17 protein-coding genes are annotated in these 25232 nt (G+C 47.3%); 5 read left to right on the top strand and 12 right to left on the bottom strand.

All coding sequences use genetic code 11. The features are described from left to right. Positions 1 to 43: 43 nt before the first annotated feature. Positions 44 to 1699, top strand: a complete 1656-nt coding sequence (locus IEY13_RS30355; RefSeq protein WP_188953224.1) for a M23 family metallopeptidase — start codon at positions 44 to 46, stop codon at positions 1697 to 1699. 2 nt (positions 1700 to 1701) lie between these two features. Here the strand turns inward: IEY13_RS30355 and IEY13_RS14255 are convergent, their stop codons facing one another. Next, positions 1702 to 2223: a L,D-transpeptidase family protein gene (locus tag IEY13_RS14255; RefSeq protein ID WP_188953222.1), complete on the bottom strand. Its 522-nt coding sequence runs from the start codon at positions 2221 to 2223 to the stop codon at positions 1702 to 1704. Between the two features lie 170 nt (positions 2224 to 2393). Here IEY13_RS14255 and IEY13_RS14250 point away from each other — a divergent pair, with 170 nt between their 5' ends. The 3 genes from IEY13_RS14250 to IEY13_RS14240 are packed head-to-tail and all read left to right on the top strand — an operon-like array spanning position 2394 to position 8019. After that, complete coding sequence (locus IEY13_RS14250) at positions 2394 to 3761, top strand: TolC family protein (protein WP_188953220.1); 1368 nt, start codon at positions 2394 to 2396, stop codon at positions 3759 to 3761. 4 nt (positions 3762 to 3765) lie between these two features. Then, positions 3766 to 4839, top strand: coding sequence for an efflux RND transporter periplasmic adaptor subunit (locus IEY13_RS14245; protein WP_188953218.1), 1074 nt, complete (start codon positions 3766 to 3768; stop codon positions 4837 to 4839). A 21-nt stretch (positions 4840 to 4860) separates the two neighbouring features. Then, positions 4861 to 8019, top strand: a complete 3159-nt coding sequence (locus tag IEY13_RS14240) for an efflux RND transporter permease subunit (protein ID WP_188953216.1) — start codon at positions 4861 to 4863, stop codon at positions 8017 to 8019. Positions 8020 to 8184: 165 nt separating this feature from the next. On the opposite strand, the gene IEY13_RS14235 is transcribed toward IEY13_RS14240, so the two are convergent. Together IEY13_RS14235 and IEY13_RS14230 are read right to left on the bottom strand one after the other, a co-directional pair. Continuing rightward, positions 8185 to 8913: a LytR/AlgR family response regulator transcription factor gene (locus tag IEY13_RS14235; protein WP_188953214.1), complete on the bottom strand. Its 729-nt coding sequence runs from the start codon at positions 8911 to 8913 to the stop codon at positions 8185 to 8187. Further along, positions 8910 to 9968 carry a sensor histidine kinase gene (locus tag IEY13_RS14230; protein ID WP_188953212.1) on the bottom strand — a complete coding sequence of 353 codons (1059 nt, stop codon included), beginning with the start codon at positions 9966 to 9968 and terminating at the stop codon, positions 8910 to 8912. The genes IEY13_RS14235 and IEY13_RS14230 overlap by 4 nt, the downstream gene beginning before the upstream one ends. Before the next feature lie 248 nt (positions 9969 to 10216). On the opposite strand from IEY13_RS14230, the gene IEY13_RS14225 reads away from it, so the two are divergent. After that, positions 10217 to 11242, top strand: a complete 1026-nt coding sequence (locus IEY13_RS14225) for a porin family protein (RefSeq protein WP_188953210.1) — start codon at positions 10217 to 10219, stop codon at positions 11240 to 11242. A 120-nt stretch (positions 11243 to 11362) separates the two neighbouring features. Here the strand turns inward: IEY13_RS14225 and IEY13_RS14220 are convergent, their stop codons facing one another. The 9 genes from IEY13_RS14220 to IEY13_RS14180 all read right to left on the bottom strand — a co-directional run bounded on the left by IEY13_RS14220 (position 11363) and on the right by IEY13_RS14180 (position 25208). Next, positions 11363 to 11743 (bottom strand): VOC family protein, encoded by a 381-nt coding sequence (locus IEY13_RS14220; protein WP_188953208.1) that lies wholly within the window; start codon positions 11741 to 11743, stop codon positions 11363 to 11365. A 287-nt stretch (positions 11744 to 12030) separates the two neighbouring features. Further along, complete coding sequence (locus IEY13_RS14215; RefSeq protein ID WP_229687870.1) at positions 12031 to 13182, bottom strand: fatty acid desaturase family protein; 1152 nt, start codon at positions 13180 to 13182, stop codon at positions 12031 to 12033. A gap of 341 nt (positions 13183 to 13523) precedes the next feature. Further along, on the bottom strand, positions 13524 to 15680 hold the full coding sequence (locus IEY13_RS14210; RefSeq protein ID WP_188953206.1) for an IPT/TIG domain-containing protein: 2157 nt from the start codon (positions 15678 to 15680) through the stop codon (positions 13524 to 13526). Between the two features lie 25 nt (positions 15681 to 15705). After that, positions 15706 to 18978 carry a TonB-dependent receptor gene (locus IEY13_RS14205; protein WP_188953204.1) on the bottom strand — a complete coding sequence of 1091 codons (3273 nt, stop codon included), beginning with the start codon at positions 18976 to 18978 and terminating at the stop codon, positions 15706 to 15708. 13 nt (positions 18979 to 18991) lie between these two features. Further along, positions 18992 to 19972: a fasciclin domain-containing protein gene (locus IEY13_RS14200; RefSeq protein WP_188953201.1), complete on the bottom strand. Its 981-nt coding sequence runs from the start codon at positions 19970 to 19972 to the stop codon at positions 18992 to 18994. 11 nt (positions 19973 to 19983) lie between these two features. Continuing rightward, positions 19984 to 21189, bottom strand: coding sequence for a fasciclin domain-containing protein (locus IEY13_RS14195; protein ID WP_188953199.1), 1206 nt, complete (start codon positions 21187 to 21189; stop codon positions 19984 to 19986). 9 nt (positions 21190 to 21198) lie between these two features. Further along, positions 21199 to 22281: a fasciclin domain-containing protein gene (locus IEY13_RS14190; protein WP_188953197.1), complete on the bottom strand. Its 1083-nt coding sequence runs from the start codon at positions 22279 to 22281 to the stop codon at positions 21199 to 21201. 16 nt (positions 22282 to 22297) lie between these two features. Then, positions 22298 to 23482, bottom strand: a complete 1185-nt coding sequence (locus IEY13_RS14185; RefSeq protein ID WP_188953195.1) for a hypothetical protein — start codon at positions 23480 to 23482, stop codon at positions 22298 to 22300. A 13-nt stretch (positions 23483 to 23495) separates the two neighbouring features. Further along, positions 23496 to 25208, bottom strand: a complete 1713-nt coding sequence (locus IEY13_RS14180; protein ID WP_188953193.1) for a porin family protein — start codon at positions 25206 to 25208, stop codon at positions 23496 to 23498. Between the last annotated feature and the right edge of the window lie 24 nt (positions 25209 to 25232).

Raw genomic sequence — 25232 nt, 5'->3', positions numbered from 1 at the left:
GCCAGGCAGGCAGCTATAGTTTGGCAGTTATAAAACTTCTGTTATGAAAAAACGCTTCGCCCACTCTATTCCCGTGCTTGCCATTGGTGCCGTAACGCTTATCATTTTTCCACTCATCCGCTGCGGACGCTACCGCGATAATCCATTGCAACGCCCCATAGAACTGGCTGCCGGCTTTGGGGAAATAAGAAAGGATCATTTTCATATGGGTGCCGACTTACGTACCAATGGCCGGGAAGGCCTGCCGGTATACACTGTAAAAGAAGGCTACATCAGCCATATCAGTATACAAAGTAACGGCTACGGAAAGGCTGTTTGGGTTACGCATCCTGATGGCACAACTACGCTGTACGCTCACCTCTCCCGTTTTAACGGCGCTGCCGGTAAATGGATTACCGCCCTGCAGTACAAAAGCCAGTGCTGGCAGCAGAATCTGGATGCACCCGCAGGCAGCTTTCCGGTAAAAAAAGGGCAATGCATTGGCTACAGCGGCAATACGGGCACCTCAGAAGGCCCGCACCTGCATTTTGAAGTGCGTAATACCGCCACCGGAAAAAGCCTGAACCCACTGCTGGATGTACTGCATGTAACGGACACCATCAAGCCTATAATAAAAGCGGTGTACTGGTACAACCGCCGTAACAGCATTTATGAAGATTCTGCCCGCCCCGTAAGCAAATCACTTACCCGTTGCAACACTCCTTTAATAGGAATAGGCATTAGCGCCTCCGACCAGTATGCCGCAGGCCGTTTTACTACGGGGATAGATAAAGCCTGGGTGTATAAAGACGATGTGTTGCAGTATTCATTTTCCGTGCAACAGTTATCAGCCGAAAACAGCCGGTATGTAAATGCCTGTATCGATTACAATAAAACCCTCCACAGCAAACGTCCGGTGCAATTGCTGTTTTCATTGCCCGGTAACCGCCTGCCCTACACCCGTCAATCCACTTCAGGCGGCACTATCGACCTCAGCGATCGCTGGCAGCATGAAATAAAAGTAGTGGTGAGCGATCTGGTTGGTCATACCACTGAGAAAAAATGGCGCATGCAATACGATGGCAGCGCCAGCCAAAGCAACGCTTCCCCTGCGGAACGCCTTTTATACCCCTCCCGTACCTATCTGGTAAAAAGCGAACATGCCATGCTACAGATTCCTGAAAATACTTTTTACGATGCCGTACCCCTGCAACTGATAGAAAATAAAAGCAAACTAACAAACGCAGTATCGCCTGCCGTAATTATGAAAATGCCCTGCGCCCCGGTGCATAACAGCTTTACGGCATGTATTGCTACCACCTTGCCACAGGGCCATACACTTCGCCAGCGCACCGTAATGGTACTCTCCGGCAAAAAGGAAAACATGGCGTTAAAAGGTAATTGGAAACAAAACAATATGCTGGGTCAGTTCAACCAAACAGGCACTATTCAACTGGTAGCAGATACTATAGCCCCCGTAATAAGTAATCCTATTGTGGAAGAAGAAAAACTACAGTTTACTTGCACCGATAACCTGGGGGCAATTGCCTCCTTTACTGCAACAGCTGATGGCCACTGGCTGGCCTTCGATCAGAAAGGCAACTGTTTTACCTATAAAAAAGATGATCACTTTCCCGAAGACGCACGTAGCCTTACGGTAACGATTACAGATATCGCCGGTAACACCACTGTTAAAAAATACAGACTACAAACCCGTTAGTGCTACGGTAAAATAATAATAGGAGTACCCACAGCCGTATGCGCATACAGGTCGTCTATTTCTGCATTGGTTAAAGCTATGCACCCCAGTGTCCAGTCATAACAACGCTGAAACCTGCCAATAAAACCAGTGTAGTTTCTCAGTGCATGTATTTTAATATCACCACCGGCAGGCTTGCCCAGTTGTTTTGCTCTTTCCAGATTCTGCTGATTGGGATAGGATACCCCAAGGTTTTTATGATAACCACTGTTGGGATTTTTGGCGGAAATGAAATACGTGCCCTCCGGCGTTTTCTTATCTCCCTCAAACTCCTTGGCACCAATAGGATTGCGCCCTAATGATATTGGAAAGGTTTTTACCAGCTTCCCCTTTTCATAAGCCAGCAATTGACGTTGCGATTTCTGTACCACCAGCTTATCTATTTGGGTTCCGGCAGGCATGGGTGAATAAGGATACCAGGCGTAAATAGCCGCCACTGCAAACACTACAATAAAAACAACTAATAAAATCTTCCTGCCACGCATAGGTTTCGGTTTTGTTTACGAACAAATCGCTGGCAATAATAAACCACTCTTTTCTATTATAGTACTTATTCCCAAAGTTTCCATCTATTACCAACCCGGCTATATCGGCTGTTAAACGGGGTACATCTAATATATTTTCCACCCCATGCTGTTACCTGTTCATTTGCGGCATGATAATAAAGTTTCTCTTTACCAGGCAAAAGTGGCTGCCCTTTTTTTGCCTGCTGCTCACCGGCAGTTCAGCCATGGCCCAAACGGAGCCGCTTACCTTAAAATCTGCGCTGCAATATGCATTGCAGAACTATGCCAAAGCCCGTAAGGCAAGGCTGGACGTGGAAAACAGCGAATACAAAATCAGCGAAACACGCGCCAAAGCGCTGCCACAGATCAATGGCACCGGCAGCGTTACCTATAACCCCTTATTGCAGCTGAGTGCTTTACCGGCGGAGCTATCGCCTACCGGCACATCTACGCTTATAGCTTTTGGGCAGAAATGGAATGCCAACTTTGGCGTATCTGCCACGCAAACCCTGTTCGATCAGTCGGTTTTTACCGGCCTTAAAGCAGCTGCAGCCAGCCGCATGTACTATCAGCTGGTACAACAGCAAACAGAGGAGCAGGTAATGCAGCAGGTAGCTACTGCTTATTATCAGTTACTGGTACAGAAACAAAAAATAGCCGTTGCCGACTCTAACATACAAACCACCACTGCCATGCAAACCGTTATTCAGGGGCAGTTCAACAGTGGCCTGGCCAAACGGATAGATCTGGATCGTGTAACCGTTAACCTCAACAACCTGGAAAGCCAGCGCCGCCAGCAGATAAACGAAGCCAGCCTGAAAGAAAACCAGCTGAAGTTTTACATGGGCATGCCGCTGCAAAAGCCGGTAGCCATTGCCATGGAACAACTGCAACTGCTGCAACCACAAGCCGTATCTGTACAGGACTCTGTAAGTGTTGCCAACCGTAGCGATTATCAGGTACTGAAAAAACAGGAAGAGCTGCTGAAACTGCAAAAAAAGGCCGTAGCCGCCGCGTACTATCCTACCCTGTCGCTTTCCGGCAACTATAGCTATCAGCGTTTCTCCAATCAGTTTCCTTTCAGCAAGGCTACAGCCAGCAGCCCCGGATGGTTTGATGTGGCTTCTGTAGGTCTGAACCTGAAAGTACCCATCTTCACCGGCGGCGCCACCAGGGCCAAAGTAAAGCAGGCGGAGGTAGATATTAAGAAGCTGCACGAAGATATTATAGACCTGTCGCTGAACCTGCAACTGGCATTTGAAAACGTCCGCAGTCAGGTAAACAATGCTATCCTTACCATAAACAGTCAGGAAAGCAATCAGAAGCTGGCACAGTCCGTATTTAACGATACGCAGAACAACTACCATCTGGGCCTGGCGCCACTGACCGATCTGCTGGATGCACGCAACCAGCTTACCGAAGCGCAGAACAATTATACCAATGCGTTGCTGGATTATAAACTGGCGCAAATACAACTCATTACCTCGAAGGGAGAACTACAAAATTTATTAAAATAACGATATGGGCAAGGTTACTAAAATTATCATTACAGTTATAGCCGTGGCAGTTATCCTGTTTGTAATTGCCAGGGTACTTACCGGCAATAAAAAGAAGAACGAACAGCAAACGCAGCTGGTGGCAGAGCAGGGCAAGGCCGCTATAGCCGTGCGGCTGGATACGGTAAAACGTAAAACATTACAGTTCGATTTTACTACCAACGGCATTTTTGCCGCCGGTAAGGAAATTAAGTTTGCCGCAGAAAAAGCAGGCCGTGTAACCAGCATACTGGTGGATGAGGGCAGCCATGTAACCAAAGGCCAGCTGCTGGCCGTAATAAGAACAGATGAACAACATGTACAGCTGGAGAATGCAGAAGCCGGATATGCCAATGCCAGGCTGGATAAAGAGCGGTACGATAAAGCTTTTCAAACCGGCGGTGTTACACAGCAGCAGGTAGATAAAGCGGCGCTGGATCTGCAGAATGCAGAAACCAAACTGAAACAGGCCCGCATTGCCGTAGGCGATGCCTCTATCCGCTCATCTATAGATGGTATTATTAACAAACGTTTTATTGAGCCGGGCGCAGTGCTGGCACCGGGTACCGAGTTGTTTGATATTGTAGATGTATCGCGCCTTAAACTACAGGCAACGGTAACAGAAAGCCAGGTAGCCATGATTAAAACCGGCGATAAAGTAAAAGTAACCGCAGGCGTGTTTCCCGATAAAACATTTACCGGCACCATCACCTTCATTGCCCCCAAGGCAGATGAATCGTTAAACTTCGCTATTGAAATAGAAGTAAGCAATGCCGCAGGCAGTATGTTACGCGCCGGTATGTATGGCAGCGCTGTATTTAGTTTTCCGCAGCAGGCGCCTGTACTGGTTATACCGCGTACAGCCTTTGCAGGTAGCATTAACAGCGGTGAGGTGTTTGTAACAGATACCAGCTTACGTGCACAACTGCGCAAAGTAACCGGCGGTCGTGTGGCGGGTAATGAAGTAGAAGTATTGAACGGATTACAGGAAGGTGAATTAATCATCAGCAGCGGACAGATTAACCTGGCAAACGGTACCGCAGTGCAACCTGTTAAATAGATTACCGATTAAAAGAAGCAAATGAAACTGGCAGAAATATCTATCAAACGGCCAACGCTGGTGGTCGTTTTGTTCACCATACTTATACTGGGCGGCATACTCAGCTATACCTCCCTTACGTACGAGTTATTACCTAAGTTTTCCCTGGCCACTATTACGGTTACCACTACTTACCCCGGCGCATCGCCCGGTGAGGTGGAAAACACCGTAACGCGTAAAATTGAAGACGCAGTATCGTCCATGGAAAACATTAAGAAAATAGAAGGCAAATCTTTTGAAAGCCTCAGCACACTTACCATTACCATGAATGCGGGTACAGATGTAGACTATGCCCTCAACGACGCGCAGCGAAAGGTAAATGCAATATTAAAAGACCTTCCTGAAAATGCTGATCCACCCTCGCTGAACAAGGCATCGCTGGACGACCTGCCTATTATGACGCTTTCCGCATCCTCTAATATGGAGTCTGCTGAATTTTACGATCTGATGGACAAGCGCATAGCCCCCGCCCTTTCGCGTGTAAACGGCGTGGCCACGGTAAACCTCATCGGCGGGCAGGAACGTGAAATACAGGTAAACCTGGATCGTAATAAACTACAGGCCTATCATTTATCGGTAGGCCAGGTACAGCAGGCCATCCTCAGCTCTAACCTCGACTTCCCTACCGGTAGCGTAAAGTCACGGGAGGAAGATGTGTTAATCCGCTTATCAGGCAAATACAAAAACGTAGAAGAACTGAAACAGCTGGTGGTAACTACTACCAACGGCGTACCTGTAAAACTGCTGGATATAGCAGAGGTGCTGGATAGCGAAAAGGACGTAGAAAAAATAGCGCGCATTAACCAGCAAAGCGCCATTGCGGTGCAGATAAGCAAACAGAGCGATGCCAATGGTGTAGCCGTAAGCGAAGGCGTAAAAAAGACCATTGAAAAACTAAAACAGGAATATGCCGGCAACCACCTGCAAATGACCATTGCCAATGACAGTTCTGATTACACCCTGGAATCTGCTGATGCCGTAATACACGATCTTATACTGGCAGTAATACTGGTAGCAGTGGTAATGCTGTTTTTCCTGCACAGTATACGTAACGCCTTTATTGTAATGGTATCCATACCCTGCTCGCTCATTGCCACGTTTATAGGCATGAAGTTTCTGGGCTTTTCGCTCAACCTCATGTCGCTGCTGGGTTTATCGCTGGTGGTAGGTATTCTGGTAGATGATGCTATTGTGGTACTGGAAAACATTTACCGCCATATGGAAATGGGTAAAAACAAAGTACGCGCCTCTTACGATGCCACTAAAGAAATAGGGTTTACCGTTTCTGCTATTACGCTGGTAATTGTGGTAGTGTTTCTGCCCATCTCTGTAAGTACCGGCCTGGTATCTGATATTCTGCGGGAGTTTTGTCTGGTAATTGTTATTGCCACATTGCTGTCGTTACTATCTTCCTTTACCATTGTACCGTGGCTCAGTTCCCGCTTTGGTAAATTGGAGCACATTACCGGTAAAAACATCTTCGGTAAAGTTATTCTGAGTTTTGAAAAAGGGCTGGATAAGTTTACACACTTTATCACCCATATATTAAAATGGTCGCTCAGGCACAAACTTATTACACTGGTAACGGTGTTTGTACTGTTGATTGCTTCCTTTTATCTGCTGGGTGCCGGTTATATAGGTACGGATTTCTTTCCCAAAGGCGATAAGGGAGAGTTTATAGTAGAAATAGAACTACCCAAGGATATGCCTATTGAGCAGACCAACCAGGTTGCCATGCGTGCAGAAGCCTTTCTGAAAAAGCAGCCGGAGATTACCAAAATCATCACCACCGTAGGCCAGGTAAGCGGCAGCTTTTCTACGCAATCCACCGCTTATAAAGCAGAGTTGAATGTGCAACTGGTGCCTAAGAAAGACCGGAAAGATGATTCGTACCTCTACGCTGCCAAAATAAAAACGGTATTGCAGAAAGAGCTGGTGAACGCCAAAATAAAAACCACACCAGTAAGTATATTGGGTACTGCCGAACAGGCACCGCTGGCACTGGTGGTAATGGGGCCAACTACCGATAGCGCCATGGGCTATGCCCGTTCCGCCATGGAAGCCCTGAAAAAAATAAAAGGTGCTACAGAAGTGAAGCTGTCTGTAGAAGCCGGTAACCCGGAAATAACCGTACAGGTAAACCGCGATAAAATGGCTGCGCTGGGCTTAACGTTACAGGAAGTAGGTACCACCATGCAAACTGCCTTTAATGGTAATACTGATGGTAAATATCGCGCGGGAGAGTATGAGTATGATATCAATATCCGTTTCAGCAGCTTTAACCGCTCTTCTATAGACGACATCGGCAACCTGGTGTTTATGAATAAGAGCAACCAGCAGGTAACCCTCTCTCAGTTTGCAGAAATTAAACAATCCTCCGGCCCCAGCCAGTTAGAGCGTCGCGATAAAAGTGCCTCCATTACCGTACAGGCGCAAACCATTGGCCGCCCTACAGGTACTATTGCTGCGGAATGGAAAGAAGCGCTGGAAAAAATGAAAACCCCGCCCGGCATATCTGTGGTATGGGGTGGCGATCAGGAAAACCAGGGCGAAGGCTTCGGCTCACTCGGTATTGCCCTGTTAACGGCCATTCTGCTGGTATATCTTATTATGGTGGCGTTGTATAACAGCTTTGCGTATCCGTTTGTGGTACTGTTCTCCATACCGCTGTCCATCATAGGCGCCTTGCTGGCACTGGGCCTTACCAATAACTCGCTTAACATTTTTACCATATTGGGTTTGATTATGCTGATTGGTCTGGTAGCTAAAAACGCCATTATCCTGGTAGATTTTACCAACCAGCGCAAGGCAGAGGGCGAAAGCACCTATCAGGCACTGATAGATGCCAACCACGCCAGGCTGCGGCCCATTTTAATGACTACCATTGCCATGGTAATTGGTATGATACCTATTGCCGTAGCCAAAGGTGCGGGCGCAGAATGGAAAAACGGACTGGCCTGGGTTGTAATTGGTGGCCTGGTTAGCTCGCTGTTTCTTACCCTGATTATAGTACCCGTTATGTATGCCATTTTCGACAAACTGATTACCCGGTTCAGCAAAAAGAAAACAAAACCGATAGAGGAGCTAATGGTAGAAGACTACACCCCTATCGAACCAGACGTAGTAAGACCTTCTCATTAACCTGAATGGAAGGAATGAGAACGAAGGCCCGCTGTATCTACAGGGGGCTTCGTTTTTTTTCATGTTGCCTGCGGATTTGTAAATGAGCAGCTGGTGTTTCAACTGGCCCTGAAAGCCATTGAAGCACACCGGAAAAACGATGTAAATTATGATGCGCGGGATACCTTATTCTATCCAGTCTTTTAAAAACGCCGCAAAGGCTTCGCGGTAGTTCTCACCTACCGGTATTACCAGCTCCTGTATTTGCACAGATGTTTTTGTAACTGCTGTTATTTTAGACAGCGCAACAATAGCAGAGCGATTTAAACGCATAAACTGATTGGGTGGCAGTTTGGCTTCCAGGTTCTTGAGTGAGTTGAGGGTAATAATATTTTTACCATTGGCCAGGTGTACCTTTACATAATCCTTCACCCCTTCTATATACAATATCTCGGCAAACAGCACTTTTATCCACCGGTATTCTACTTTAAAAAAAATAGAATCCGGCTCTGCCACCGGTGCAGCAACCACCGCTTTTTCCAGCTGGGCTTTCGCTTTCAGCGCTACACGCAAAAAATCATCGTAACTAAACGGCTTTAACAAATAATCCAGCGCCTCTACCTTATACCCTTCAATAGCATATTGGTTATACGCCGTGGTAAACACCAGCCTGGGTGCTGCATCTCCCTGCAAAGCTTTTATCATCTTTGCCAGTTCAATACCATCCAGGTCGGGCATATGAATATCCATAAACACCAGATCGGCCTCCTGCAGCACCTTTGCATCCTGCAATACCGTAATGGCATTTTTATATTTGCCCGTCAGCTCCAGAAACGGTGTTTGTGTTATAAACTTACACACCAGGTTCAGTGCCAGCGGCTCATCATCAATAGCAATACACTTCAACGTTTTCATAGCGCTAATTCCAGTTCAACAATATAACTATCCTGTTCGTTACGGCCATAACGCAGCTGATGGCGGCCGGGGTACAGCATTTCCAGCCTGCGTTCTGTATTGGTTAATCCAATGCCCCCATCTTCTATACGAACACTTTTGTCTTTAAATATATGGTTCTGCACATACAGCTTCAGGTGGTTGCCCCGCTGCGTTATGCGCACAATTATCTCCCCCTGCATCAGCGAGCTTACCCCATGCTTAAAAGCATTCTCAATAAACGGCAGCAGTATCATAGGGGCTACCGGCTTTTCTACCAGTTGTTCCGGCACTTCCAGTTCAATGCGCATGGTTTCCGTCATACGCAGCCCCATCAGTTCTATATAATCGCGTACAAATTCAATTTCACGGCTCAGCGTGGTTTGGTTATTGGGTGTTTCGTACAACAGATAACGCATCATGCGCGACAGCTTATACAGCGAGGCGCGTGAGTTATCTATATCATCAAAACTCAGAGAATAAATGTTGTTAAGTGTATTAAAGAAAAAATGCGGATGAATTTGCGCCTTCAGCAAAGCCAGTTCTGCATCTACCTGCTTTTTACGTATCAGCTCGCTTGCCCGCAGGTTGTTCTGCCATATCTGCACCAGTGCTATACAGGTACTTACCCCCGCCACCACAAACGAGGTTAACAGCAGTGTGGCATCCAGGTTGGTCCAGCTATCAATATTCAGCTTCAGCTTCTGCGTATCCAGCAGCAGCTTAATCATCTTCTCTTTGGTATGAAAAAAGAAATCCACTACCCTGCCCAGTACCTGAAAGCAGGTTATAATACCCAGGTGCAAGGCTATAAAAGCAGGCAACTTTTCTTTATACAGCAGCCGGGGTACAAAAAACTTTTCGTTGGCATAGTAGTAAACAATCAGCAATATAAACAGGCCAACCTGCTTTAAAGTAAGTTCTATAGGCAGCGGTACGCCTAATATCAGGCGCAGCTGTATAATCATTATAAAGGCTACAAGCTGCCAGGCCAGCAAATGAATAATTACGCGGGTATACTTGCCAATCAACAACATAATGCAACAAATAATCCGTCAAATGTACCGCTTATAGCCAGAAAGCTACCCCCGGGCGATGAAAGGCGGTTACTGGCAGACCAGCCCGCACTATCATCCGATAAACCCCAGGCAGTTTCCTTTATCTATGCGCGCATGCCCTTCATCGGCTACGGAAGGCATCAGGTCTAATAAACTTTATACCGCTGGCGCAACCCGTTTCTTTGCGCCACACAACGCTGCTACTCACTTGCACAAAACCAACAATCATGAAAAAAGTCCCTTGTATCGTTTTCCCCCTGCTGCTGTTAAGCGCAGGCATTCAGGCACAAACGCCCCAGGCCGCCATGCGCCAGAAAATGATCGATTCCATTAAAATGGCTATGATAGGCGAGTACGCAAAAACCTATCCCATTCTGCGCCAGGTAATCGTTTATAACGATTTTATAGGCACCACCCGCAGCTATACCGACTATCAAAAGAACCGCGTACTCTCTGGCAAACTGCTTACCGACCGCACCCAGGCACTGGTAAACCTGCCCCTGGCCGCCTGGAAAAAGAATGTGATTAACCTGAATATGAATTACAGCCACCAGTACATACGTTATACCGACCGGGAACTGCTGGACCGCCCCGTACCGGAAGCAGCCCCTAACCAGGATTTGCATACCAACACTTACGGTGCCAGCCTTTCCTGGGCACATACCGATTCGCTGCTGGGCCTCCCCATATCCACCTCCCTTACCGCCAACGCCCTCACCGGTAAATCAAACGCCATTCAAAAATTCAGCGTAATGGGCAACTTTGTATTTACCCTTAAACGCACAGCCACTACCGCTATAGCCGTGGGCGGCGTAGTGCTGATTGATCCTTCGCTTAACGTACCTTTTATTCCGGTGTTCAGCTACTGGCACCGGTTTCCCGGCAAGCTGGAACTGATTATAGACCTGCCACAACGGGCAGTATTACGCCGGGCCTTTAACCACAAATGCTGGGCTACCCTGGGCACAGAAATCGCATCCTCTGTAGCCTTTCTTAACCTTAGCCCCTGGCAACTGCCACAGGAAACCAATTTTTCCACCTTCGAATTAAAAAACGGCATCACTTTCGAGCATATATTAAGCCGTAAAATGATAGCTGGCATCAGCGCCGGCGTGTTTACTACCGTATCCTCCCGCCTCTTCAGTATCGATCAGAAATCGAACGACTATTTTATCAGCAATAAAAACAATGCTACACCTTACCTCAATGTATCGTTGTCGTTTCTGCCTTTTACCAAAGCGCTTATACGGTAAAAACCAATGGTAAATACCACAGCAACTATCTGTCAGATAATACCATAAATCCCAAAGGGCGTATCGTAAAGTCCGATACACCCTTTGGGATATGGATATTTATAACTGTTCTATCTGCCCTCACTCCCCCAACGGCTCCCACAACTCTACCTTGTTTCCCTCCACATCCATAATGTGCACAAACTTTCCATAGTCGTACGTTTCAATCTGGTCAACAATTACCACTCCTTCTTTTTTAAGTTCTTCTACCAGCGCTTCCAGATTTTCTACCCGGTAGTTAATCATGAAGTCCTTGCCGGAAGGCTCAAAGTATTTGGTTTTTTCTTCAAATGGCGTCCATTGTGTGGTTGCCTTTTTAGTACTGTCAGCCTCCTGATACCATTCAAAGCTGGCCCCATAGGGGCCTGTGTTTAACCCCAGATGCTTTTGATACCACTCATTCACTTTCTTCGGGTCTTTGCACTTGAAAAAGATGCCACCAATGCCGGTTACTTTTTTCATTTTTACAGGTTTTTGATCTTGTCTTGTTAGTATGGTTTTAAACGCAAAGCCAGAGCAGAACGCAACGGCCGTTATCAGCGTTATTAGAGTAAGCTTTCTCATTCCGTACAGTTTCAGGTTTTTACAGATGCATAAAAACCTATCTAAATGTAAGGTTTTATTGCTTTGGTATAGCCGGTTGTATCAAGCTGCGGGAAGCGCCCCAACAGCAGCCTGCACAAAAACGCCCCTTACCTGGCAGGTAAGGGGCGTAATATAATATGCTTAGCACCCTTGCTGATAATCAGCTATCCCAGCTCATTCAAATCTGGCAGTTTCCCCAGCCTTTTCAGATAGGTAATATGAGATTTAAGTGCCTCAAAAAACGTGGTATGTTCCAGATACGGCACATTAAACTCCGCTGCGGTTTCTTTTACTATAGCAGACAAACGCGGATAATGAACATGCGAAATACGGGGAAACAAATGATGCTCCACCTGATAATTAAGCCCCCCGATATACCACGACAGCCATTTATTTCTACGCGAAAAATTCATAGTGGTCCTCATCTGGTGTATGGCCCAGTCATTTTCTATGATGCCCTTCTCGTTGGGTATCGGGTGTTCTGTGCCTTCCAGGCTATGCGCCAGCTGAAAAATAACCGTAAGTACCATGCCTGATACAAAATTCATTACCAGAAAGCCCACTACCACTTCCCAGAAAGGAAGGCCAAAGAACACAGAAGGCAGCACCAGAAAAACGAACAGATACACCACTTTAACAGCAATAATCCTGGCCAGCATACCTCCGTTCTCCTTTTTGGAAGAGGTATTTACCCCATTCTGTTTATACTTCACAAACTGTACAAAATCTTTCACCAACACCCAATACAGCGATGTGAGGCCATAAAACAGGAAGAAATAAATCCATTGAAAACGATGCACAGGCTTCAATTCAGTATGCGGAGTAAAACGCAGAATCACTTTATCGTTAATATCATCATCCATATTAACAATGTTCGGATAAGTATGGTGTAGAATATTGTGCTGATATTTCCAGTTAACGGTTGACCCTCCCAGCAGGTTAAGCACATGCCCCATCAGGTAATTCACCGCTTTGTTAGCGGAATAAGCACCGTGGTTGGCATCGTGCATTACACTCATACCCAACCCCGCTACCGCCAGCCCCATCAGCACCCATAATGCCAACGCAACCCCAAAAGAAGGATTAAACGCCAGCAGGCAAACAAAGGGCCCGATATAGGTAAGCAATAACACGATGGTTTTTACCACCATACCCACATTACCAAATTTAGAAAGCGTCTGCTCTGCAAAATACAGATCGACCCGCTTCTTCAGCGTTGCAAAGAATTGGTTTTTATCCTTGTTTACAAACTTCACCTGCCCCTTTAACCTTTGTTTTATGGGAAAAGTATTTTTATCGTTACCTGATTTCATCATATTCATTGCATCTAACACCCACAAAGTACACTTCTCTCTTTGATATACCTCTTTTTCTTAATTTATTAACAAGGAATAAGGATAAACGGAAATAAAAAGCCCCTTGCGGTAGGGCAAGGGGCCTGCATATATTAATCCGTTTAGGCTACAAATCACCTTTGGTGCCGGCGGATAGTTCGTTTTTAACTTTTATTACAAAATCAACAGACTCTCCTGCAAAAGATGCTATAGTCATATTTATAAGGATGATATTTTGCGTCATTGTCGGTAAAGATGACTAAAGAAAAGCCCGCGCATAAAAATGCGTGGGCAGCATTGATTTTTGGTTTACATAAAATCCCCTATCTGAAAAACACTTTACGTATGCTTTTATTGTTGCGTTCTGCTACATATAAGTTGCCATCTTTATCCAGGCACGTAGCGCTTATACTGCTGAATTTAGCATTGCCAAAGCCGCCATCCTGGTAACCTGGCACCTGTGTACTACCGCCTTGTGTACCGGTTAAAGTGGTAACCATACCATCAGCAATCATTCTGATAGCGTTTCCATCACCAACATATAGTACACCTGCATCGGTAACTACCACACCGGTGGGTGTTCCAAAAAGGGCACTGGTTAAAGTACCGTCCTGGAAGCCGTAACCGTTAACAGCACCGGCATAGGTAGTTTTCTCCCCACCTGCTATTCTAAAAATAGCATTGTAACTGTAATCGGCTGCATAGTAAATAGTACCGTTGAGGGCACACAGATAGTTGACAGATTCGTAGGCGTTGTTTACCAGGCGGGTAATAACACCATTGAAAGCGATTGAGTACACGCCCTGGTAATCGGCACCCACATACACCTGACCATTTTTATCTACTGCCACACCGCCGGGGCTAAAGGTAACAGTAGCTAATGTGCTCACCACACCCGCCGGTGTTATTTTACGGATTTTTTTATTAAACCGGTCTGTTACATACAGGTTATCATTAGCATCAATAGCCATGGAAGTAAGATAATTGAAGCGTGCGTCTGTGCCCGTGCCATCCACATTACCCGCAGCACTGTTACCCGCAAAAACAGTAACCACACCTGCGGGGCTCACCTTTTTAATCCAGTTATTATCTACCGCAAACACGTTACCCTGTTTGTCCACTGCCAGGCCCTGAATCCAGTTAAATTCACTGCTGGTGGGCCCACCAGCCAGTGTTGCTACACCCGCTCTTTTAAATACAGGGCCAACTGCATTCATACCATTTACGGTAAGCGTAACTGCACCAGTGCTTACACCTTCCGGCACCGTTACCTCCAGCGTAGTAGCCGTAGCAGCCGAAACCACCGCAGGCAAGCCGTTAAAGCTGATCTGATTTTCAGCAGCAATGGAGCTGAAGCCAACGCCCTGTATAATCACTTTTGCGCCTGCCAGGCCATTATCGGGTACCAGTGCTGCCACACCCAGGTTTTGCTCTTTAAACTCCGGCCCGGTGGTTGCCTGATCATTTACGGTTAATTGCACCGCACCCGTTCCCACACCTTCAGGTACTTTTACAGTTATCTTTTTCTCAGCAGCGGTTTCTACTACCGCGGGCTTGCCATTAAACAGCACTACCACTTCATCTGCATTTACGCTGAAGTTTTCACCGGTAATGGTAACAACGGTACCTGCGGGGCCACTTAACGGAGCTACTGTAGTAAACACCGGTGCAGGCACTATTGTAAATACACTACCAACGGTACGCTGCCCTTTAATAATTACAGAAACAGGCCCGGTGGTTACCTTGTCAGGCACTTCTGCTACCACCTGTGTGGCGCTGGCTCTAAGCACGGTGGCGGCTATACCGTTAAAGAACACCTGGTTATCTGCTACAACCGCCGCAAAGCCTTCTCCATTAATGGTTACTTTGGTTCCTTTACCACCTCTGGCAGGCTTGATACCCCTAATCAGCTGAAAAGTAAAATCAGGCCCTTCCACTTCCTTACCATCTACTATTACCTTTATTTTACCGCTTCCGGCTGCTTCGGGTACTATGGCTACCAATGCTGTATCATTTACGTTAGATACCAACGCCTCCTTATTGTTCACATATACTTTGGCAGGGCCGGTAAGGCTGGTAAACCCCGCACCGCTGATGCGGATGTTAGTACCCGCAGGGCCGTTGGCTGGGGTAACACCATGCAGGCTCAGCTGCTGATAGGTATAGTTACCTGCATCGGCCTTGCTGCCACCGGCATGTACACCAATAATACCGGTGGTGCCCGCTACAGGCGCCAGCACGGTTAATACGGTATCCTGCACATCTACCACGCGGGCAGGGGTGCCGTTAAAATCCACTTCGTTATCTGCTGCGGTGGAGCCGAAGCCAGTACCGGTAATATGTACTATAGTACCGGCATTACCGCTGTTGGGCCAGAAGCTTTTTACCTGCAGGGGTAGTTTCCCACCCTCCTGCTTGTCTTTTTTACAGGCGGTTGCCAGCAGTAGCAATGCAGCCATTATGTAAAGCGTATGTTTCATATACCTGAAATTCATTTAAGCATTCTTAAAAGGAATATCTAACCCCCAGTTGCACCTGCGCGCGGGAATTGAAATAGTCGATAGAATAAGGTTTACCCGGATTGGTGAATGTATACACCGGATAGCTGCCTGCGTTCTGGCGCGCGGGGAAAGCCGGAGTTAAGCCCACACTGGCAGTGGAGTTAAACGTGTTGGGCGAAAAAAACACCCTGCCCCAGCTGCTGCTGAGCAGATTGGCCACGTTAATTACATCTATGCTGAAAGTGAGGAAGCCACCCTTCACGCCCTTGTTGAAATAATACTCCTGTGCCAGGTGCAGATCAGTCTGCACATTCCACGGCGTGCGGCCGGCGTTACGTTCGGTAAAATTACCTCTGCGGCTGCTCAGGTATTTGTTACCATTCACATACTCATTAAACGCCTGTGCCTGTGCAGCTGCGGTAACAGTTTGGCCGGCTGCACTGGTATAACCCTGGAAAAAGCGGATAGCATCTGCTGCCTGTGGTACATACACCAGGCTCACCTGCTGTGGCAGGCCCTGTATGCTGTTGTTTACTACACCATAAGTAAACGGGCTACCCGATTGAAGACTTGCAAACAAGGTGGCAGTGGTTTTCCAGGTATCGTTCCAGCGTTTGTTGTAGCTGGCGTTGAACACAATGCGGTGGCGGATATCAAAATTGCTCCATGCCAGGCCGGGGTTGTTGGGGTTTAATGCCTGGTTCAGCTGCCAGTTACTTTCCATAGAGTTACGGATACCGTTACTCAAATCTTTGGAACCACCATAAGTATAAGCCACAGAAGCATTTAAACCAAACGGCCAGGTACGGCCGGCAGTAGCGGTAATGCTGTAGCGGTAACCTTTACCGGTATTGCTGAGCTGGTAAGCATTAGAGAAGCGGCTGTCGATAGTACCGTTGTACACCGGCTGCTTACGCTCCACATCATAGGCATAATAGTAAGGATCATCCTTAATATTTACCTGCTGAAAAGCCACATCTTTCAGGGTTTTGGTAACGATGGCTTCCAAACCAAAACGGTAGCCGGATAAAGGTGCATAGTCTACAGCCACATTGGTACGCCATACTTTAGGCATTACAAAGTTGTTGTCCACCACATCTACCTGTACCTGTGCGGCTTTGCTGTTATTAACTACAGCACCATTCTGCGATATAAAGCCGGCTATACCGTTGGCAGAAGGGCGTACCGGATCTGTACCCGGTAAAAATGCTTTGGCATCTGCCTTCTGATCAAACGATCCGTAGTTCATACCATTGTTATAATAGGCATAGGCCAGCCATGCAAAAGGTATACGGCCCGTAAACAGGCCGGTACCGCCACGCAGTATCAGGCTCTGATCACCCTTCCAGTCGTACCGGAAACCCAGCCGGGGGGATAGCTGTACGGTATTCAGGTACTGGTTGTTGATGCGGTTTAACGGCGTATACGAATAGGTATTTCCAAAATAACTGTCAGTAAAAGCAGTACGTGTTTGCTCACTCAGCTCCGGTTTGGTGGGCAGCCAGGTATAGTCTGCACGTAAACCCGGTGTAATACGCAGTTTATCTGTCAGCTGAATTTCATCCTGTACATAAGCACTCATCAGGTTTACATCAAACTTCGCTTCCGGGTTGGCCAGAATGTAATTACGGTCGTTATTATTAAAATGATAGCTGCCCCTTACACGGTAAGGGTTGTTGTTCAGGTAATCTTCAATGCTCAGGTAATCTACCCGGCCGTTCCAGCTGTTTACAAAACCATAGTTGATATTGTACAACTCGTTGTGGGTACCAAACAGAAAAGTATGTTTACCGGTTCTCCAGGTAAGGTTATCTGTAATTTCAATGGTACGCTGCTTCATATCAAAAATGCTGGCTTCACGGTCGGTACCCAGGTAAATAGTAGTACCGGGTGTGCGGCCCATAATCTGCACCTGCGGTAATGCAGGGTTAGAACCAGGGGTACGCTTATCATGTACCATGCTGTAACCGGCAATTAAACTGTTGGATAAGCGGTTGTTGAAACGTGCTTTCCATTCTGCCACGGTTGAGCTTTGGTTGTTCACCTGTTCATACGCCATACTGCTGAAACGGAAATCCTGCTGATCGCTATCCATATTGACAGATTTGGACAGGATGGTATTGTTACGTACCACCAGCTGGTTGCGACTGTCTATGTTCCAGTCAATACGGTTAAAGAATTTATAGCTCTGCGCACTGGCACTGTAATTACCGGCAGTACCGGGGTCAAAGCTATCACCGTACCGCGCCAGTGTGCTGCTGCGGATGGCTTCCGCATCATTGCTGCTTAAAATCTGTTCTGTTTCCTTTACGCCCGCTATCAGCTGAGAGGGATCGCGGCGGCGGGTAATTTCTTCATTGGTAAAGAAGAACAGTTTGTTTTTGATGATGGGAAAGCCCACACGTGCGCCCGCCTGATAATCATAAAAATTGCTGTTCATTTTACCCAAAGAACCTGCTTTATCAGAACCGGTAATAGCAGCGTTGCGGCCAAAACCGTACACCGAACCGGTAACTTTATTGGTACCGCTGCGGGTAACCGCGTTAATGCTGCCGCCAGTGAAGTTGCCTATTTTCACATCAAACGGTGCCAGGTACACCTGCATATCTTCAATAGCATCCAGTGAAATAGCATTGGTGCGCGTGCTGCTGCCAGCCATACCGGAAGTACCGGTAATACCGCCTGTAGAAGGACTAAACCCAATAGCATCGTTGTTAGTAGCACCATCAATGGTTACGTTGTTGTAACGAAAGCTGGTACCGGCAAAAGAGTTGTCTTTGGTAGCCTGCGGCACCATACGCGTCATATCCTGCATACTGCGGCTGATGGTAGGCATACCACTCACCTGCGCGCTGCTGATGTTCTGGCCTGCGCCATAAATATTGGCTTTAGGCCCGCGTTTGGCGGTTTTAACTGTAATGGCCTGCAATTCAGCACCGGCCTGAGCCAGCGATACATTCAGCAGCATCGGCTCGCCCAGGCGTATATGTACCTGCTCTCTTTTTTCGGGGTTGCGGCCTACCATGGTAACCGTAACGGTATAAGGGCCGCCAATGCGTAAGCCTGGCAGGTAAAACTTACCATCTGCACCGGTAGTAGTAGCGTACCGGGTACCGGAGGGCTCATGCACGGCCTCTACCGTAGCCCCGCTTAATGCTTTGTTCTGCTCATCGGCAATGCGGCCTCCGAGGGTACCGTTGGTTTCCTGTGCATACACCCCAGCGGTGGTAAGCACCGTTAACAACAGTGTGTATAGAATAATCTCAATCCTTTTCATTACAAATAATGGTTTACTGGTTCTCCTTTAATACCTGGTTAATTGTATGCAGCACGCCGTTGCCTGCCAGCACATTGGGTTTGGTAACGCTGGCAACCGTGGCGTTACCTATTCCTTTTACAGTAATACCTGTGTAGTTAATGCCTGTTTTAAGCAGATTTACCGTTATGTTACTGCCTGAAAGCATGGCCTGCTCCGATTTATCGGTGGGGCCGGTAGCCAGTATATAATCGTACACAAACTTTCTACCGCCAAACAGGTGGTATTGCAGCAACTTTTTAAGGGTAGCTGCATCTGCCTGTTTTATATCCTGTATGGTAGCATAGCCTGCTGCTACAAAGGCGCTGTTAACAGGGGCAAACACGGTGTATGGCGTTTCCTGCTCCAGCTGCGTTTTCATATCTGCTTTTTGCAAAGCAGCATTCAGGTAGGTGAACTGAGGGTCTGATGATATAGCATCAGACAGTGTTTTGTGTACCAATGGCTGCAATACGGTATTGATGGCCTGTATTAAACCATTGCTGGCCTTCATATTATAGCTCAATACCCGGCTGCCGTTAATGGTTACCACGGTATCCTGATTTTTTACCCAGCGGGTAATATACAGCTTGCTGCCCGTAACGGAGGTAAGCTCCTGGTTAAAGCGAAACGGAAGCTGATTCAATTCCCAGGTACCGGAAACAATCTGGTAGCCTATCATATTATTCAGCACCGTAGCATTTTCTGTAAGCACCGCATTTTCGTTACCGTAGCCAGCAGCCACAAAGGCGTTGTTATCCGGCACCAGCACCGTGTAAGGCCCCGGCTGCGTAAGTGTTACGCGGTAAGGCGTTCTGCTGAGCCCGGCATTGAAGTACGAAAAATTAAACAGGTTATCTTCTATCACAAAATTGAGGCGGCCGGTAATATCCGGGGAAACGCTGCTTTCCGCCTTCTCTTTACTGCACCCCGCCAGCAGCATTAACAGAAAACCGCTATAAAATATTCTTTTCATTGAGTTTGTTTTTAGGGGATGAATAAACCATCCACTACGTGGATTACACCGTTGAGCACGCGGATGTCAGATTGAGCCAGCGGCATAGGTGTATGGTTGGCTTTATGCCGTTTTACCTGTGGCTGACCGTTTGCTACGCTAAAATCCACATTGATAACACCAGGAGCACTACTGTACTGAACGCCCGGCCTAATTTCCACGCCGCTTAAGCCAGCTGCGTTCTGCACAAGGTCGTTGGAAAAATACGCTGCGCTTACAGGGTAATTAATGCTACCGCCATACAAATAGGCGTCCAGGCCGTGGGCCATCAGAATGCTGTCCATGGAGGTAGTGGGGTTTACATAAAACCAGTTCTCATCATAATCCGGATCTTTCACCGGCAGGCTTCGGTTTATATAGTTCTGCACATCTTCATCCGTATAAATACCCAGCAATGCAAAGGCTTTGTTGGAAGGCAGAAACAGCGTATACTCAAAACCGGGCATGCCCATCAGGTACATCTGGCTGTTCATTCCAGACCAGCCCATGCTATACTCAAAATCGCTCTTTTCTACGGCCGACTTAAACAAGCTGAATTCCGGATTACTTTCAATATACTCCCACATGGTTTGCATGGGTTTTTGCAGCACAACATCTGTTGTATATACATATCCTTCACCAGCATCCTGCCCCTTACCCCATTTAGCGGCGCGCACGCCGTTTATCACAAGGCTATCGTTCAGGTAACCTGTGTACAGGCTATAGATATAGGGCTGGCTGCTGTTGTGCCCCATAACCACGTCATTGGTAAGTAGTGTTTTCAGTTGTACGCTACCACGGATACCAGCAATGTTAGCGGGGTTATACTTTCCGGGCGCTATGTGGTAACTGAGCAGGCTATCCAATGTTTCCTTACCGGCGTTGTTAATCACATCCAGTGTCCAGCCAGCGGCCGTAAAGGCCTGGTCAGTGGGCATAAACACGGTAACAAAAGCACCCGCCTTATCAGCAGCAGCAAGGGTGTTCATATCAGAGCGGTTCCAGGCAGCTTTCCACAAAGTGTAACCTGGCTTATCCATCATCTCCTTCCACGTGCGTATTGCGGTGTCTTTATAAGGTACCGGTTCGCCTACCGCCTCCGGCATAATGTCTTTTTTGGTACAGGCACCCAGCTGTAACAACACCAGCAACGCCGGCATCCATACAGCAAAAGCAGCTGCTTTTATAGTATAGCGCATACAGTTCATTTATTTTTTCAGTAATTCAGGATAAAAAAGCAGGTCGTCAATTACATGCACAATGCCATTTGCGGTAAGGTGGTCGGCGCCTCTGGCAGCACCGCCTTTATAGTTTGCCTGTGCGGGCCCTTTATCGTTAGGCTGATAAAAACCACTGACATCTAAATAAAGTACAGATACGTTGGCCTGGTCTGTGTTGTTGTTACCATTATAAGCGTAATCGGGGGTAACCACATAGTTTCCAAAGTAAATGCCGTTGGGGCCGTACTGCTCACTTTTTATTTGCCAGGAATCGGTGGAAAAAATATGGCGGGGCTGCAGCAGCAAAGGGTATACCCCAAAAGCCAGCTCCTGGTAGCTTGCGGGGTTCATACGCGCAATACTATCCTGCGTAAAGCCATAGCGGCGAAACGCTGCATTATCCGGAGCAAACACAGTAACCTTACTGTTGGCTTTAAGCCCATCCCATAAATTAAAACGCTGCATAGCTGCTGCAAAAAACGTTAAACTGGTATCGCGTGTAATATATTCCTGCACGGTACCCTCATTGTACTGCAGCGGTTTACTCAGCAGGTGTATTACGCCATTCGACAAAGCTATATTCCGTTTGGCACCGGTGTACACCATAGCGCCATTTACATACACCTGCCTGGCTTCCGCACCGGAACCATAAAGGTTACTGGTACTCACATACATGGGTTTGCCGTTAGCAGATGTATAGCTATATCCTATCTGAGAGGGAAACGAAGAAACAAAGTACCGGTTACGCAGCAGATGATAACGCAACTGGTTGCGCAGGCTATCGGTATTCATTCCATTAATAGCTGCAATGCTACCGATACCGATGGCAGCAAAGGCATTGTTGTCCGGCGCGAAAAAGGTAGCACTCCCGGGCAGTGCCAGGCTATCCAGCAAACCGGTTTTTTGTAATGCCATACTCAGCAGCGACAGGTCATAGTTATTCTGTATAAACGCAGCCATGGTACGTGGCAGCTTTGTAGTATCTACCGGGGGCTCTATATCATCTTTTTTACAGGAAGTAGCCAGCAACACAGCTGCCACAAAACCTGTCATGTATTTCAATTTACGCATACAATACATTTTTGATTTAGTATACAGGAGGGTCAAACCTGCGTTGAATAGTAGTGATGTAAACCTTTCTGTTGATATACTCTATGGTGTTTACCGTGGCAAACGAACGCGGGTTGTAAACGCCTGAACGCTCAGATATAATTAAACCGCTACGCACATCGGCACTTGCCTTCACCATAATATTGGCTTTGGCATTCACATTATCTCCCACCGACCCTACCGATACGCCCAGGTAGTACCCCAAGGGTAAACTCTGCAACAGACCTGATTTGTCAGGTGTAAAACCTGGTTTCATAAACTGAAACAGCTGCGCTACGTTACCGGTATATATTCTGTTGGTACCCGTATCTGCAAACAGCGGAAAGCTGCGGTATGGGTTTACCACCGACTCCTGCGAGCGTACAATGGTGCCCATAGGCGCATACTCGCTGCCTTTTATAGCCGTGCTGGTGCTGGTACTTACATACTTGTACAGGGAGTAAAAGATGTTCATGGTATCCAGTATTTTATCACGGGCCAGCACATTACCCGGTAACACATTGGGTGAGTATTGATAAAATCCGTTGCTGGAAAGGTTATAGAAGTTTACATACACCAGCGAATCGGAAAGCGACTGCTTTACAAACGTTTCGTTACGCAGGTATACAATATTCTTCTTTGTCTGATAATCCTGCTCCAGCACCTGCATAGTATACACTTCGCGCTCCTGTAAATCAATCATAGTATCTGCCATTACATCGCCCCGCTGATTTTTATCCAGGTTAAAAAATGGTGTGGTATTCTGCGGACGGGAAAAGAACATTACACGGTGTTTACCCGAAGGCACCTGTGCCCAGCTGCTGAGATCGTACCCGTTCAATATAGGAGCCGCTATCGTTTTAGCAGTACCCGGAAACTCCTTCTGATACAGCGTTGTGTTGGCCGCATCCGGATAAGGCCTGGCCCACTGATCGCGTGTTTCCAGAAAATCACCTGTGGTAGCCGCACTCTCCGGAATGCCGTTGGCATCCAGCTGCGGATCTATCAGCATGGTTAAAAAAGGCTGCGGCGCATCTTTATTGTCCAGCGTGGCACTAAACCTGAGGCTGTTAAATACCCTCAGGTAAGCGGGGCTGCTTACTTCCGCAAAATCTGTTTTACGGCACCCCGCGCCGGCGAGAACTGCTATGAGTAGTAAGGATAGAAATGACCGGTTATACATACAATACTTCTGTTTACTTGTTGTGTTTGATAATGATCATGGATGGCTTTTCACCTGCTGCGCTATTGCCCACCAGCGCCACGGTATAAATACCAGGCTCCGCATTGGGCTTTTTTGCGGTTTTATATAATTCCGGATTGGCTATAAAACGGCTGGCAGTGAGTGGTGTTACCTCCGTTAGCCAGTTACCGGGAAAAACACCCGGTTTGGAAGCATAGGCCAGTATGCTTATATTTTCATTGGCCCTTAAACGCACATACTCATTGGCTTCCACTGCCTTACCCAGCTGAATATGCGAATAAGCCTGGCTGGTGGTGGCAGTAGTAAAATGCTGTCCGTTCGCTTTGGTAAAAGTCACCTCGTTTTCATCTGCACAAAAGTTCATAAAACGAATCCACCACGGGTTCAGATCCTGCACTGTTGCATAGCTGCCATCATTACCGGAAACGCCTGTATAATATTTGCCGCTGAGGTTATTGGCAGAAAAGCTGATGGCAGGTTTGCCATCGCGGGCTGCATATAACCAGGCGGTAATGTTATCTCCCGGTGTAAGCTGCCAGTCTGCTTCGGCCAGTGTAGCCCCCTGTTTATCCAGTGCCTTCACATGGTGTGCACCGGCAATGTATCTGTTATAATCTGTTTGTGCAGCAAACGCCAGGGTTTCACCCAGCGGCTTTCCATCTACCTGCCAGCTGATTTCTTTGCCTGCAAGTACGTTTACTGCCTGCATGCGGCTGTAAGTAATATTGGTAGCTTCTTTATTGTCAGCAATAATCTGGAAGCTGTTGAGCACAGCGCTAACCGTTTCACCAGGGCCGCCCGTAGGTATACCATAGCCGGGCATAGCCCCTACCACAATGGTATAAACGCCACCGGGCTGATAGTTTTTTACAGGTGCGTAAGTTAACCAGGTATCTGCAAAACCACCGGCGCCCGCATCCCCGTCTATACCGGAGGTTGACATCATAGTACCTGTGGTGGGGTTCAATATATTATTCAACATCTCTGCTGAACCTTTGGCAGGCACCTCTTTACCGGCAGCGTCCAGCACTTTAAACTGATAGCTACCAAAAGGTATTTCCAAATACGCAGAGTAACTTCCGGGTGCAACATCACCCAACCCTGCAATGGCAGAACCATCTGCCCAGGTGAGCGACATATTGCCGGAGTGAAACCTGTCTGGCGTAGAGCCCAGGTTTAACAGGCGTATTTTAAAATGCTCCGGGTTGGAAGAAGGCGACACCTCACGCGGAATAGCAAACAGCGAATCCTGAAAGCCACCTTTATTGGGCGTAAACCAGGTAAAATAATAATCCATAGGATGGTTATAATCATCCTGCGCCGTAAAAGGCCTTGGAGCCGGTGCTTGTATTTTGTTGGATAAGGTGCTGAAAATAATGTCCTTTATTTTGCCCTGCCCATCTACCAGCTGCAACGGAACAGTAAACAAACCGCCCAGCCTTCCGTTATCCGGAAAATACAAAGTGCCGCGGGTTTGGTCCGGGCCATAACCGCCCTCACGGTCAGGTGCTATAAAGCTGGTAAGCTTCTGGCCGTTTATCTGCAATTCATTTGCCCCTGCCAGGTTTATCAGCCTGGTGCTGGAACTGGTCAGCGGCTGCTGTTGGGGTCGGTTATCGTAAGTAGTATCCAGCTTTTTTTTGCAGGCACCTGCACCGGTAAGTGCTGCCAGCAGAAAAGGATATATATATTTACTATGCTTCATTTTGTAAGTATTATCGGGTAACAG

Source organism: Filimonas zeae, assembly GCF_014641615.1.
GTDB classification, from domain to species: Bacteria; Bacteroidota; Bacteroidia; order Chitinophagales; family Chitinophagaceae; genus Filimonas; species Filimonas zeae.
The sequence above is the reverse complement of the archived record's forward strand: the minus strand, read 5'-3'. Positions and strand labels throughout refer to the sequence as shown.

Bases quoted from the DNA above. Each gene is read 5' to 3' on its own strand.
- IEY13_RS30355 (WP_188953224.1), top strand. From the start codon at position 44: ATGAAAAAACGCTTCGCCCACTCTATTCCCGTGCTTGCCATTGGTGCC.
- IEY13_RS14255 (WP_188953222.1), bottom strand. From the start codon at position 2,223: ATGCGTGGCAGGAAGATTTTATTAGTTGTTTTTATTGTAGTGTTTGCA.
- IEY13_RS14250 (WP_188953220.1), top strand. From the start codon at position 2,394: ATGATAATAAAGTTTCTCTTTACCAGGCAAAAGTGGCTGCCCTTTTTT.
- IEY13_RS14245 (WP_188953218.1), top strand. From the start codon at position 3,766: ATGGGCAAGGTTACTAAAATTATCATTACAGTTATAGCCGTGGCAGTT.
- IEY13_RS14240 (WP_188953216.1), top strand. From the start codon at position 4,861: ATGAAACTGGCAGAAATATCTATCAAACGGCCAACGCTGGTGGTCGTT.
- IEY13_RS14235 (WP_188953214.1), bottom strand. From the start codon at position 8,913: ATGAAAACGTTGAAGTGTATTGCTATTGATGATGAGCCGCTGGCACTG.
- IEY13_RS14230 (WP_188953212.1), bottom strand. From the start codon at position 9,968: ATGTTGTTGATTGGCAAGTATACCCGCGTAATTATTCATTTGCTGGCC.
- IEY13_RS14225 (WP_188953210.1), top strand. From the start codon at position 10,217: ATGAAAAAAGTCCCTTGTATCGTTTTCCCCCTGCTGCTGTTAAGCGCA.
- IEY13_RS14220 (WP_188953208.1), bottom strand. From the start codon at position 11,743: ATGAAAAAAGTAACCGGCATTGGTGGCATCTTTTTCAAGTGCAAAGAC.
- IEY13_RS14215 (WP_229687870.1), bottom strand. From the start codon at position 13,182: ATGATGAAATCAGGTAACGATAAAAATACTTTTCCCATAAAACAAAGG.
- IEY13_RS14210 (WP_188953206.1), bottom strand. From the start codon at position 15,680: ATGAAACATACGCTTTACATAATGGCTGCATTGCTACTGCTGGCAACC.
- IEY13_RS14205 (WP_188953204.1), bottom strand. From the start codon at position 18,978: ATGAAAAGGATTGAGATTATTCTATACACACTGTTGTTAACGGTGCTT.
- IEY13_RS14200 (WP_188953201.1), bottom strand. From the start codon at position 19,972: ATGAAAAGAATATTTTATAGCGGTTTTCTGTTAATGCTGCTGGCGGGG.
- IEY13_RS14195 (WP_188953199.1), bottom strand. From the start codon at position 21,189: ATGCGCTATACTATAAAAGCAGCTGCTTTTGCTGTATGGATGCCGGCG.
- IEY13_RS14190 (WP_188953197.1), bottom strand. From the start codon at position 22,281: ATGCGTAAATTGAAATACATGACAGGTTTTGTGGCAGCTGTGTTGCTG.
- IEY13_RS14185 (WP_188953195.1), bottom strand. From the start codon at position 23,482: ATGTATAACCGGTCATTTCTATCCTTACTACTCATAGCAGTTCTCGCC.
- IEY13_RS14180 (WP_188953193.1), bottom strand. From the start codon at position 25,208: ATGAAGCATAGTAAATATATATATCCTTTTCTGCTGGCAGCACTTACC.